The organism is Actinokineospora sp., from assembly GCF_050699995.1.
Taxonomy (GTDB): domain Bacteria; phylum Actinomycetota; class Actinomycetes; order Mycobacteriales; family Pseudonocardiaceae; genus Actinokineospora.
In genome coordinates, this window is sequence record NZ_JBOHGC010000433.1 from 33600 (window position 1) to 45996 (window position 12397).

The 12397-nt window shown below is 69.1% G+C and carries 13 protein-coding genes; 8 read left to right on the forward strand and 5 right to left on the reverse strand.

Annotation, left to right across the window (positions count from 1 at the left end; genetic code table 11):
• Window positions 1-99: 99 nt before the first annotated feature.
• From entS to ACRDSQ_RS21600, 4 genes are read left to right on the forward strand one after another with little or no spacing between them, the layout of a single operon-like run.
• Entirely contained in the window at window positions 100-1413 is a 1314-nt protein-coding gene (gene entS, locus ACRDSQ_RS21585; protein WP_431423575.1) for an enterobactin transporter EntS, read from the forward strand.
• Window positions 1414-1463: 50 nt separating this feature from the next.
• Window positions 1464-2495 (forward strand): ABC transporter substrate-binding protein, encoded by a 1032-nt coding sequence (locus ACRDSQ_RS21590; protein ID WP_431423576.1) that lies wholly within the window; start codon window positions 1464-1466, stop codon window positions 2493-2495.
• Between the two features lie 22 nt (window positions 2496-2517).
• Window positions 2518-4146, forward strand: coding sequence for a (2,3-dihydroxybenzoyl)adenylate synthase (locus ACRDSQ_RS21595; RefSeq protein ID WP_431423577.1), 1629 nt, complete (start codon window positions 2518-2520; stop codon window positions 4144-4146).
• A 35-nt stretch (window positions 4147-4181) separates the two neighbouring features.
• The gene (locus tag ACRDSQ_RS21600; protein ID WP_431423578.1) at window positions 4182-5540 is read left to right on the forward strand and encodes a salicylate synthase; all 1359 of its coding nucleotides are present in this window, start codon (window positions 4182-4184) and stop codon (window positions 5538-5540) included.
• Between the two features lie 9 nt (window positions 5541-5549).
• Here ACRDSQ_RS21600 and ACRDSQ_RS21605 read toward each other — a convergent pair whose 3' ends face one another.
• Complete coding sequence (locus tag ACRDSQ_RS21605) at window positions 5550-5807, reverse strand: hypothetical protein (protein WP_431423579.1); 258 nt, start codon at window positions 5805-5807, stop codon at window positions 5550-5552.
• Between the two features lie 121 nt (window positions 5808-5928).
• Between ACRDSQ_RS21605 and ACRDSQ_RS21610 the strand changes: the two genes are divergently transcribed.
• Window positions 5929-7464, forward strand: a complete 1536-nt coding sequence (locus ACRDSQ_RS21610) for an amidohydrolase (RefSeq protein ID WP_431423580.1) — start codon at window positions 5929-5931, stop codon at window positions 7462-7464.
• Here the strand turns inward: ACRDSQ_RS21610 and ACRDSQ_RS21615 are convergent.
• Window positions 7454-7669, reverse strand: a complete 216-nt coding sequence (locus tag ACRDSQ_RS21615; protein ID WP_431423581.1) for a hypothetical protein — start codon at window positions 7667-7669, stop codon at window positions 7454-7456. The two genes, ACRDSQ_RS21610 and ACRDSQ_RS21615, sit on opposite strands and share 11 nt — an antisense overlap.
• Window positions 7670-7803: 134 nt before the next feature.
• On the opposite strand from ACRDSQ_RS21615, the gene ACRDSQ_RS21620 reads away from it, so the two are divergent.
• The 3 genes from ACRDSQ_RS21620 to ACRDSQ_RS21630 all read left to right on the forward strand — a co-directional run bounded on the left by ACRDSQ_RS21620 (window position 7804) and on the right by ACRDSQ_RS21630 (window position 10453).
• Window positions 7804-8958, forward strand: coding sequence for an esterase-like activity of phytase family protein (locus ACRDSQ_RS21620; RefSeq protein ID WP_431423582.1), 1155 nt, complete (start codon window positions 7804-7806; stop codon window positions 8956-8958).
• 130 nt (window positions 8959-9088) lie between these two features.
• Window positions 9089-9892, forward strand: coding sequence for a hypothetical protein (locus tag ACRDSQ_RS21625; protein ID WP_431423584.1), 804 nt, complete (start codon window positions 9089-9091; stop codon window positions 9890-9892).
• A gap of 117 nt (window positions 9893-10009) precedes the next feature.
• Window positions 10010-10453, forward strand: coding sequence for a hypothetical protein (locus ACRDSQ_RS21630; RefSeq protein ID WP_431423586.1), 444 nt, complete (start codon window positions 10010-10012; stop codon window positions 10451-10453).
• 421 nt (window positions 10454-10874) lie between these two features.
• Here ACRDSQ_RS21630 and ACRDSQ_RS21635 read toward each other — a convergent pair whose 3' ends face one another.
• The 3 genes from ACRDSQ_RS21635 to ACRDSQ_RS21645 form a co-directional block, all read right to left on the reverse strand.
• Window positions 10875-11507, reverse strand: a complete 633-nt coding sequence (locus ACRDSQ_RS21635; RefSeq protein WP_431423588.1) for a peroxiredoxin — start codon at window positions 11505-11507, stop codon at window positions 10875-10877.
• A 112-nt stretch (window positions 11508-11619) separates the two neighbouring features.
• Window positions 11620-11955, reverse strand: a complete 336-nt coding sequence (locus ACRDSQ_RS21640) for a flavin reductase family protein (protein ID WP_431423590.1) — start codon at window positions 11953-11955, stop codon at window positions 11620-11622.
• A partial coding sequence (locus ACRDSQ_RS21645; protein WP_431423591.1) for a tryptophan 7-halogenase occupies window positions 11955-12397 on the reverse strand: 443 nt, incomplete at its 5' end. The genes ACRDSQ_RS21645 and ACRDSQ_RS21640, both read right to left, overlap by 1 nt.

Genomic DNA, 12397 nt, shown 5'->3' on the forward strand with positions numbered 1-12397 from the left:
AGTCTTACCTCAGTCATCGTGAGAGCCTAGGTGATCGAGTTTCGTTAGGCTAGCCTAACTTCTGATAGCCGGATCACGTCCAAAGAGGGGTCAACACTGATGCGCCTGGGGCAACTTGTCGTCGACGTGACGCCTGCCAGGGTCAGCCGAGATTTTCGACTCCTGTTGATCTGCCGGACCGTCGTGCTGCTCGGCGCGGGGTTCATCGCGGTGGCCGCGCCGGTCCAGGTCTACCGGCTCACCGAATCGTCGCTCCAGGTCGGACTGATCAGCCTGACCCTCGGGATGACCATGCTGCTCGGCTTCATCGCAGGCGGCGTGCTCGCCGACCGGATGGACCGGCGCAAGCTCATCCTGCTCAGCAGCGCGACCGTGGTGCTGGCGTTCAGCGCGTTCGCGATCAACGCGGCGGTTGCGTCCTCGCACGAACTGCTCTTCATTTACCTCATCGTGATCGTCGGTGCGGGTGTGGAGGGCATCGGCGAGACGGCGCTGTCCGCGGTCACCCCGGCGCTGGTCGCACCGGAACACCTCGCCGCGGGCAGCGGCTTGATCGTGGTGACCTCGCAGCTCGGCCTGATCGCCGGTCCCGCGCTCGGCGGCGTCATCATCGCGGGCGCCGGACTCCCCGGCACGTACGCGGCGGCGGCGGTGGCAATCCTGATCAGCACGGTCCTGCTCACCACGCTGCCCGCACTGCCTCCGGGGTCGGGCGAATCCACCGCGGATGGCGAGAAGGAAGGCGTCTTTGCCTCGATCGCCGAGGGGTTCCGCTTCGTCCGGCACAACAAGCTCATCCGCGGTGTGTTGATCATCGACTTGTGCGCCACCGGTTTCGGCGTTCCGCAGACACTCTTCCCGCAGTTGGTCGCCGAGGTGTTCCACGGCGGTCCCGAGATGATCGGCTTCCTGGCCGCCGCGCCCGCCGCCGGCGCGCTGCTGGCCTCGGTGAGTTCGGGATGGACCAGCCGGGTTCGGCGCAGCGGTCGCGCGCTGATCATCGCCGTCCTGCTGATGGGTGTGGCCTACATCGGCTTCGGCCTCAGTCCGCACCTCGTGCCCGCGATGGTGTTCCTGGCGATCATCGGCGGCGTCGACTCGGTGTCGGAGATCCTGCGTCGCGCACTGCTGATGCACAACACCCCGGACCACCTGCAGGGTCGGGTCAACAGTCTGTGGTTGGCGCAGGCGAGCACCAGCTATTCGTTGGGCAGCACCACTTCCGGGTTCGCCGCGGGCCTGTTCGGACCGGCCGTGGCGATCATCGGCGCCGGTGCGCTGTGCGTCAGCGGCGTCGCGGCGCTGGCGTCGACCTCACCGGAACTGCGCGACGCGACATTGGCCACTCAGGACTCTGATGGTGTGAGCGGGAGCACCGAGAAGGACCCTGGCGTAGAAGTTAGCTTAGGCTAAGCTCACCTTCGATTTTCGCTGATGGTTGATCCGCGATCGGAAGGACACCGATGAATTCCACCCGCCCCCGCCGAGCCGTCCGGCTCGCGGCCACGCTGCTGGCCGCCGCGCTCGTCGGCACCCTGGCCGCCTGTGCTTCGGCCGACAGCAGCAAACCGGCCGGCCAGGCATCCGAGGCCGCGACCGGCCCGTGGGAGTTCACCGACGACCGCGGCACCAAGGTGTCGCTGCCTTCCAAGCCCAAGCGCATCGTCGCCCAGGTGCACGCCGCCGCGGCCCTGTGGGACTTCGGCGTGAAGCCGGTCGGCGTGTTCGGCCCGCAGCGCAAGCCCGACGGCACCCCGGACCCGCAGGTCGGCAGCGTCGACCTGAACTCGGTCAAGTCCGTGGGCGCCGAGTTCGGCGAGTTCAACCTCGAGGAGTACACCAAGCTCCAGCCCGACCTGGTCGTGACGATCATGTACGGCCCGGCGCTCTGGTACGTCCCGGAAGAGGCGAAGCCGAAGATCGAGAAGCTGGCCCCGATCGTCGGCATCCGGCTCGACGGCAAGTCCGCGGCCGAGTCGATCAAGAAGTTCGGCGAGCTGGCGAAGTCGCTCGGCGCCGACCTCGACGCACCCGCGGTCAAGGAGGCCAAGGGCGAGTTCGACAAGGCCTCCGCGGACGTCACCGCGGCCGCCAAGGGGAACGCCGGCCTCAAGGTCGCCATGGTGATCGGCCAGCAGGAGGGCTACTGGGTCGCGGACCCGAAGTGGCACGGTGACGCCATCCTCTTCAAGGAACTCGGCGTCGACGCCGTCGCCCCCGGCAAGCCCGACCCGGCCTTCGGCTTCGAGATGCTGAGTTGGGAACAGGCCGGGCTCTATCCGGCCGACCTCGTCCTCGAAGACGCGCGCACGTTGGGCTTGACCCAGGCCGAGCTGTCGGCGAAGTTCCCCACCTGGAACGAGATCGCGGCGGTCAAGGCGAACCAGGTCGGCAACTGGCGCGCGGAGACCCCGTCGAGCTACAAGGAATACACCACGGTGCTCAAGGAGCTGGCCGAGAAGGTCAAGAGCTCGCGCTCCGACGTCGTCTCCTAGTCGAGACCGGGGGATATCGACGATGACCAGTGATCTCGGACCGGACCTGACCGAGTGGCCCGCGGACGTCGCCGAGGGCTACCGGCGGGACGGCTACTGGCGCGACCGCACGCTCGACGACCTGCTGCGGCAGTGGGCGGCGGACTACGCCGACCGCACCGCCGTGGTCGACGGCGACCGGCGCTGGACCTATGCCGAACTCGCGCGGAAGGTGGGCGGCCTGGCCGCCCGCCTGCACGGGCTCGGCATCGGCCGCGGCGACCGGGTCGTGGTGCAGCTGCCGAACAAGGCGGAGTTCGTCGTGCTGTGCTTCGCGCTGTTCCGGCTCGGCGCCCAGCCGGTGCTGGCACTGCCCGCGCACCGCGCCGGCGAGATCACCTATCTGTGCCAGACCAGCGACGCGGTCGCGTACGTGGTGGCCGACCGGCAAGCCGGATTCGACTACCGCGACCTCGCCCGCGAAGCCCTGCGCGCGGCGCCCGCGCTCAAGCACGTCCTGGTTGCGGGAGACCCGGCCGAGTTCGAGCCGCTGGAAACCGGTGCTGGGGAGGTGGGGGACCTCCCCAGCACCGGGCCCGCATCCGAGGTCGCGTTGTTCCTGCTTTCCGGCGGGACCACCGGGCTGCCGAAGCTGATTCCCCGCACGCACAACGATTACGCGTACAACATCGAGGCCAGCGCCCGGGTGTGCGGCTTCGACGAGAACACCGTCTATCTGGCCGCTTTGCCGGTCGCGCACAACTTCCCCTTCGGCTGCCCGGGCATGCTCGGCACGTTCTGCGTGGGCGGAACCGTCGTGCTGGCGCCGAGTCCGGCACCGCCGGACACGTTCCCGCTCATCGAGCGCGAGCGGGTCACCGTCACCGCGCTGGTGCCGCCGCTCGCGCTGCTGTGGATGGAGGCGGTGAAGTGGGCGGGCCGCGACCTGTCCAGCCTGCGGGTGCTCCAGGTGGGTGGCGCCAAGTTCAAGCCCGAAGCCGCCGCCCGGGTCCGGTCCACTTTGGACTGCCAGGTGCAGCAGGTGTTCGGCATGGCTGAGGGACTGCTCTGCTACACCGGCCTCGACGATCCCGACGAGGTCGTGGTGGGCACGCAGGGCCGCCCGATGTCGCCCGCCGACGAGATCCGCGTCGTCGATCCCGACGGCAACGAGGTCGCCCCCGGCGAACTGGGCGAGTTGCACACCCGAGGCCCCTACACGCTGCGGGGCTACTACCGGGCCGCCGCCTACAACACCCGCGCGTTCACCGCCGACGGCTTCTACCGAACCGGCGACTTGGTCCGGGTCACCGAGACCGGCCACCTCGTCGTCGAGGGACGCGTGAAGGACATCATCAACCGCGGCGGGGAGAAGATCTCCGCCGAGGAGGTGGAGAACCACCTCCTCGCCCACCCGGCCGTCCGCGACGCCGCCCTCGTCGGCATGCCCGACGACGTGCTCGGCGAACGGACCTGCGTCTACGTGCTGCCGCGCGGCGACGCGCCGACCCTGCCCGACCTGGTCGCCTTCCTGCGCTCGCGCGGTCTGGCCGACTACAAGCTGCCCGACCGGCTCGAAGTCGTCGACGCGTTCCCGGGAACCGGGGTCGGCAAGGTCAGCAAGAAGGACCTGATGGCCGACATCGCGGCCAAGCTGGCGGACGGCCGATGACCGCCGGTATTCACCCCGAACCCTTGGGAGTCACGGTGTCAACCGAAGCCCTGCTGCTCGACGAGCAGTTCACCGGCCGCCTGTCGTACCACGAGATCGAGGTCGACGCGCCCGGCGACCCGCTGCTGGTGAGCACCCGGTTGGTCGAGTCCGGCATCTCCGACACCCACGTCGTCTACGAGCGTCCCGGCGCCTGGGCGGTCGCCCTCGGCGCGCTGGCCGAGATCACCCTGACGCCGTCCGAGGCGGTCCTGGAGTTGGTCGACGGCCCCCGCACCTCGCTGCGCTGGACGGATTCCCCGGTCGACCGGGTCGCCGAACTCCTCGACCGGCTGGCGATCGACGGCTGGCGCGCCTACGGCTGGGCCGCGTTCGAACTGGCCTACGCCCACGCGGGCATGCCCGAGCTGATCCCGGACGACGAGACCCTGCTGCACCTGGTCGTGCCGCACACCGAGGTCCGCATCGCCGAGGGCCGCGCGCGCATTCGCAGCACCAGCACCGACCTCCTCGACAAGATCCGCGCGCTGCTCGTCACCCCCGCGCCCGTGCGCGACTACGAGCCCAGCCCGGTCGCCGTCGAGCACTCCAACGCCGACGCCTACCGAAAGTCCGTCGCGGCGGCGGTCGAGGACATCAAGGACCGCAGGCTGCAGAAGGTGATCCTGTCCCGCGTGGTGGAGGTCGACCACCCGGTGGACCTGGTCGGCACCTACGTCGTCGGCAGGCAGCGCAACACCCCGGCCCGCTCGTTCCTGATCAGCATGGGAGGCTTGCGCGCCACCGGTTTCAGCCCGGAGATCGTCGCCGAGGTGGACGAGGCCGGCTGGGTCACCACGCAGCCGCTGGCAGGCACCCGCGAACTGTCCATTCTGGACGCCGACAACACGGACCTGCGCGCGGACCTGTTGAGCGACACCAAGGAGATCTTCGAACACGCCATCTCGGTGAAGGTGTCGTGGGAGGAACTCACCGAACTGTGCGAACCGGGCAGCGTCGTGGTCGACGACTACATGGCGATCAAGGAGCGGGGAAGCGTGCAGCACCTGGCTTCCTCGGTGTCCGGACAGCTGGCGGCGGGGCGAAACCCGTGGCAGGCCTTCATCACCCTGTTCCCGGCGGTCACCGCGTCCGGCATCCCGAAGAAGGCCGCCTACCCGGTCATCCAGCGCCACGAGACCCACCCGCGCGGCCTGTACAGCGGAGCCGTGCTGACGGTCGACCAGTCCGGTGCCCTGGACGCGGCTTTGGTGCTGCGCACCATCTTCCAGCGTGCGGGGAAGACGTGGCTGCGCGCGGGCGCGGGCATCGTCGAACAGTCCCGCCCGGAACGGGAGCTGGAGGAGACGTGCGAAAAACTCCGCAGCGTCGCCCTCCACGTCGTCCGGCGCTAGGACCGGCGGTCACGACACCTTTCGCTGGGTGAAGCCACCCAGCGCGGCGATCCCGGAAGCACTCAGGAACACCCTACCGGTAGGGCGATCGACTTCGATCAGGCAGGCGCGGGTCAGCTCGTACAGCGCGACCAACTCGTGCCCGGGCTGGAACCGGCTCTCGCCCGCGGTCGCGAATCCGCCGGACACGCCGATGTTCCCGCGCCAAGTGATCTCGTGGTCGCGGACGGCGGCGAGCATCCGCAGGTGCATTGGTGTGAGGTTCATGGAGGACTCCGGTGGTCGTGTGAGCTGGACCACACAACTCTGACCCGTTCGGGTGTGTCTCCGCGTCCGCATAACCACGGATGCGGGTACGTAGGTCGCCGCCGATGGGAGACTGAAAACCGTGATCCTCGACGTCAGGCTGACCCGCGGCCGAATCCTCACGATGGACCCGAACCGCCCGGCCGCGAGCACTGTCGGCGTGTGGCGCGGGCGGATCGTCGGGCTCGACGACGACGTCGCCGACCTGCCCGCAAGGCGCACGGTCGATCTCGACGGGGCCACCGTGCTGCCCGGCTTCATCGACGCCCACACCCACCTGACCTGGGCGGGGCGGGCGCGGCGCACCATCGACGTGTCCGCCTGTCGCACAGCCGAACAGGTGCTCGACGCGTTGCGGGGTGCGGCGGGGGAGGGGTGGATCGAGGGGTCCGGTTACGACCGGCGGACGCTGGACCGGCCGGTGACGGCCGCCGACCTCGACACCGTCAGCGCCGACCGCGACGTCTACGTGCAGGATGCCTCCGGCCACGCGTGCGTGGTCAATTCCGCGGTGCTCAAGCAGCTGCCGGGCATCGTCAGCGACGGGTGGCTCACCGAGACCGACCAGTCCGCGGCCCGCGCCCTGCGGCTGCCGTACTCCCTCGACGAGATCTGCGAAGACCTCCACCACAGCGCCCGGCAGGTGCTCTCCGAGGGCATCACCACCTGCGCGGAGGCCGGTGTCGGCGCCGGGCTGCTCGCGGGCAGCCCCGTCGAGGTCGCCGCCTACCAGCGCGCGAACCTGCCCATCCGCGTGCAGCTGATGGTGTCGGCCGACGTCCTGCACCCGGTCGGCGCGCACGCCGACGACGGCATCACCCGGTCGATCGACCTGGGGCTGCGCAGCGGTTTCGGCGGTGACCGGCTCTCCATCGGCGCGCTCAAGGTGTGGACCGACGGCGGGATGATGGCGCGCACGGCGGCGCTGACCGAACCGTATGTGGGCACCGACAACACCGGTGTCCTCCTCGACGAGCGCGCCGCCATCCTCGACGGCCACGCGGCGGGCTGGCAGCTCGCCGTGCACGCCATCGGCGACCGGGCGGTCGACTTCGCGCTCGACACCATCGCCGAGGCCCAGTCACGTCATCCGCGGCCGGACGCGCGCCACCGCATCGAGCACTGCGGGCTCGTCCGCCCCGACCAGCTGTCCCGGATCGCCGAACTCGGCCTGGTGCCGGTGCTGCAGCCGACGTTCCTCTGGGCCTACGGCGACGACTACGCCACGATCATGGGCCCGGAACGCGCGCCCTGGATGTACCGGGGACGCTCGTTCCTCGACCACGGCATCACGATCGCGGGCAGCTCCGACCGGCCGGTCGCCGACGGCGCGCCGCTGCGCGCCATCGAGTTCATGGTCGAGCGCCAGTCGGTGGGCGGCGGGCACATCGGCCCCGGCGAGGAGATCACCGTCGACGACGCGCTCGCCGCGTACACCCTCGGCGGCGCGTACGCGTGCAGGCTGGAAGACGACCTGGGCAGCGTCACACCGGGCAAGCTGGCCGACTTCACGGTCCTGGCCGACGATCCCCGCACCGCCCCGCGGATCTCCGCCGTGGAAGTCGTCGCGACCGTCGTCGGCGGTGAGTTCGCCTACGGCTCGGGCGTCACCGCCTAGGGCAGCCGAGTGCGGCGTGCGGGGTGTTGCCGCAGGTGGCTCCTTCGGCGAACTGCGGGGCGACCAGGTAGACGAACTCGTAGAGCCGGTCCCGCGCGGGCCCGTCGAGCACGATCGACTCGCCGATGCGGATGCCGAAGCGCAGCAACAGGTCCTGATGCACGGGGAACACGGCGCCGTCGTTGTTCACCGGGTTGCCGAGCACCTCCAGCGCCCATGTGTCCCCGCCGATGAGCGCCGGGCGAAACCACGATGAGTAGCTTCGTGATCACTCGAACGGATCACTGGATGACCGGTTGGTGAGTCGTCTCCGGGCCGTCCGTACGGCAGAGTCGAGGCATGCGCATTCGATCTTCGCTCCGCGTCCTCGCGCTCGCCGCCGCAGGACTGTTCGCCGCGTCCGGTGTCGCCACGGCCGCACCGGCGGTAACCCATGCCCCGATTGAAGTCCGCTTCCTCGGGCACCACGTGGTCCCCCAGTTCCTGGAGTTCGAGGGCACCACCGTGGGCGGTCTGTCCGGGCTCGACCGTGATCCGCGCACCGGCGAGTGGGTGATGATCTGCGACGACCGGTCCGACCGGCAGCCCGCCCGATTCTACACCGCCGACATCGATCTCGACGGCGCTGGCGTGCACGGCGTGCGGTTCACCGGCACGAAACCCTTGCTGCGCCCCGACGGCGCGGTCTACCCGCCCGCTTCGACCGGGGATGGCACCACGGTGGACCCGGAGGACATCCGAATCGACCCGCTGACCGGCGATTACTGGTGGAGCCAGGAAGGCAACCGCCCCCGGTCGGTGCCGACACCCACCGACGCACTGATCCAGCCGTCCATCCAGCGGGCCGGCCGCGACGGGTCCTACCAGGGAAGCCTTCCGCTGCCCGAGAACTATGCGTTCAGCACCGAGCAGTGGGGCCCGCGGCGCAACCTCGCGCTGGAGGCCATCACGTTCAGCGCGGGCGGCGCGCTGCTGACCAGCGCGATGGAGTCGCCGCTGATGCAGGACGGACCGGTGCCCACACCCGAGAAGGGCGGGCTGTCGCGCGTCACCGTGCACACTCGCGGGGGCAAGGTGTTGTCGCAGTACGCCTACCCGCAGGAGCCGCTGTTCGCCGCACCGGTCCCGGCGGGCTCGTTCGCCGACTCGGGAATCCCGGAGATCCTGGCCCACCCCACCGACCCGCACCGCTACCTGGTGCTCGAACGCGGCTATGCCAACGGATTCGGCTACAACGTCAAACTGTTCGAAATGGACACCCGGCGGGCGACGGATGTCGAGGACGTGGAGTCGCTGGCCGGGGCGGACATCACGCCCGTGCGCAAGCGTCTTGTGCTGGACTTCGACGACCTTGCGCTGCCCCAGTTGGACAACTTCGAGGCGATGGCCTGGGGTCCGCGGCTGCCCACCGGCGAACGCACCCTGCTCGTCGTCAGCGACGACAACTTCTGGCCGGGCGAGGCCACCCGCTTCGTCGCGCTCGCGGTCCGCTGACCGTCCGTGCCCGGACTACTCGATTCGGCGAAAGGACGTAGAGATCGGGTGACTTGAGCTGCTTTCCCGGTGGGCAACCACGATCCTGGTCGCGAGGCGCAGATGAGGTCGATCGCCGGAGGGCTGGATCGTGGTTGTCACCGTTGTCGCGGTACTCCTCGCGCTTGTCGCGGGGTTGTTGGCCAACAGGTTCGTCCGTGACCGGGTGGTCGGCCCGGACGCGGAGGGCACCACGGTCCGCGACCTGCTGAGCCCACTGGAGACGCTGGCAGTCTTGGTGCTCGCGTTCGTGCTGGTCGCCGCGTCCGAGTCGTTCGGTGAGGCGGAGGACTCGGCCCGCGTCGAGGCGAACATGGTCGACCACCTCTTCGAAGTGGCCGAGTACGCGCCCGCCGCCAACCGGGAACGCATCCAGGCCGACGCAGTCTGCTACGCCCGCGCGGTCCGGTCACTGGAGTGGCCCGCGATGGCGGAGGGGAAGTCGTCGGCCGAGGCCAGCGTGTGGACAACGGATTTGCGGGCCGCCTTCAAGGAGATGGACACCGACAGCGCACCCTTCGAGATGCTCGTCGAGGCCGACAAGGAACGTTCGAGCGGCCGCCAGCAACGGCTTGCGGAGTCCACACCGGCGATCCCAGACGTCGTCTACTTGTTCATGCTGGTCACCCTGATGATTATGGTGGCGGCGTTCGCCTTCTCGTTGCCACGGCGCAGAAACCGTGCCGAGGTCGTCACCCTGACGGTGCTGACCGCCCTACTCACGTTGTCCCTGCTGCTCATCCGCGATGTCGACCGGCCGTTCGCCGGCGTGATCACGGTCAGCTCGGAACCGATGTCGCTCACCGCGGACGACATCACCGAGGACTTCGTGAAGGCGTACGGCCAGGAACGAATCCCCTGCGACGAAGAGGGCCGCAAGGTCGCGGCGGGGTGAAGGGTCACGACACGCTCCGTGGGAGATGAGAGCGACCTTCACCCGGCCGGGTGTTTGTCCCGGTGCCGGTGGGGGACTCACAGCGCGGTCCGCATTGGTGTGCGGTCCACTTGAGACATGACGAAACACGCCCCCATCACGCGCCTTCTCACCGCGCTCATGTTGTGTTGCGCCATGCTCGTGCCGACGACCGGGACCGCCGCGGCCACCCCGGCCGCACCCACCACCGCCGAGCACGACGCCACAGCGGACAAGGTGAAGGCAAAGGTCAACGCCAAACTCCTCGACACCAAGGTGAAGGTCAACACCGACGCCCGCATCGACGGCAAACTCGACCTGCCGACGAACAACGCCCGCTCACTGGAACTGATCGTCGTCCAGCGATTGGTGGCGGGTGCCTGGGTGGACGTCTCCACCGGATCGTGCAGGCCGAACTACAGCTTCCGCCTGACCGTGTCGTTCAGCATCGCGGCCACCTACACTCTTCGAGTGTTCTACCCGGAAACCGCCACGGCCACGGCCGCCGCATCGGGAACCTTCAACCTGACCGTCCTGGGCTGACACCAGTCCCGTCGAACCTGAACAAGCCCGCGGTGGCCCAGCCACCGCGGGCTTAAGGGCGGATACCAACCGGACAAGCAAGAACAGCCCGACCGCACCCCCACCACGGACGGGGTTGCCTAGCGGTCTTTGGCTTTTGATCCCTGGAGGCAACCCGAGTTCGGGGTGCCGTGGCTGCGTGCGTGGTCTTCGATCGCCGAAGCGGCCCCGCCTACACGGTGACCGCCGGAAAGTCTCGACTGGTCGGCGCCTCGTTCCCCAGCACGGGTGCCTGCGTCGACCTCTACGCCCCCGGTGCCGCCATCGTCTCCACGGTGATCACCGGTGGCACGGCCGCCCAACCGCCTGCTGTTCTCGAACAACCGCTAGAAACCGAACCGGGCGCCGCCGGATCGGCGGGGCCCGGTTCGTGTTCGACAGCTCAGCCCGCGGGCTGGGGGATGAAGCGCAGGTACGGCTTGACCTCGTCGACGTCGCCGAACTTCGCCTTGGCGTCCTCGGTGGACACGGTCGGCGGGACGATCACCCGGTCGCCTTCGCGCCAGTCCACCGGGGTCGCGACAGTGGCGCGGTCGGTGAGGCGCAGGGCGTCGAGGCAGCGCAGAATCTCGTCGAAGTTGCGGCCGACGCTCTTCGGGTAGGTGAGGGTGAGGCGGATCTTGTCGGCCGGGTCGATGATGAAGACCGACCGCACCGACGAGGTGTCGCCCGCGTTCGGGTGGATCATCCCGAAGAGGTTCGCGACCTTCTTGTCCGGGTCCGCCACGATCGGGTAATCGACGGTGGTCTTGTTGACCTCGTCGATGTCGGGAACCCACTTGTTGTGGTCCTCGACGGAGTCCACCGACAGCGCGATGGGCTTGGCGTCGCGGGCGGCCCACTCCTGCTTGAGCTGGGCGACGCGGCCCAGTTCGGTGGTGCAGACCGGCGTGAAGTCGGCCGGGTGGCTGAACAGCACGGCCCAGCTGCCGCTCTTCCAGGCGTGGAACTCGATCGCCCCGGCCGTGCTGTCGGCGGTGAAGTCAGGCGCGGTGTCACCCAATTGCAGGCTCACTGGCGGGCCTCCCATGATGTCCGGACATTTGCGCCGCGAGTCTAGGGAGATCTCAGCCCGGTGGCGATCGATCCCACCTGGTAGACGCCGCTGATGGGCGTGCTGCCCGGTCTCAGAGTTGGTCGGTGGGCCAGGCCGAGTAGCTGCGCAGGCCATAGAGCAGCGGAGAGCGCGGCTGCCGGTGTTGCACGCCGAACACCTCGCCGAACAGGACCAGGTGGTCGCCCATCTCGACGGTGCGGACCACCTGGCAGTCGGCGATGGCATGCGCGTCCGCCGTCAGGTGCGGGCCGGCGTAGCCGCGTTCCCACTGCACCCGGCCCGCAGGCAGATCAGCAACGTCGGGCCGCAGGGTCACGCTGCACACCGAGGAGCACGTCATGCCCCATGGGCGCCCGTCCGGGGCCAGCGCCGTCACCACCGTGACCCCGGTCGGGAAGGTGGCCATCAGCTCCCGAAACCCATCAGGGCCAGCGCGGGCGGCGGCCGCAGGGGCAGGCCGCCCAGGCCGATCAGCATCGCCTGGTACGAGTACGGCTCGAAGCCGTGGTAGTACGGGAAGATCGACTCCGGGTCCGGCAGCTTCGACTGCCACTGCTCGATCCGCTCGGCCAGGCCGTCGGGCAGCGGGCGGGTCTTGGTGTCCTTCCAGTACTGGTTGTCCTGCCGCTTGGCGGCGTAGTAGTGCAGCACCAGGAACTCCCGCACACCGTCCATCATCTTGCCGATGTGGCTGTTGTACGAGCGGCGCAGGCCTTCGTCCCAGTCGTCGCCCGGGAAGTGCTTGACGAGCTGCTCGATGCCGTTCTGGATGAAGAAGATGCCGGTGGACTCCAGCGGCTCGACGAACCCGGCGGACAGGCCGATGCCGACGCAGTTCTTCACCCAGG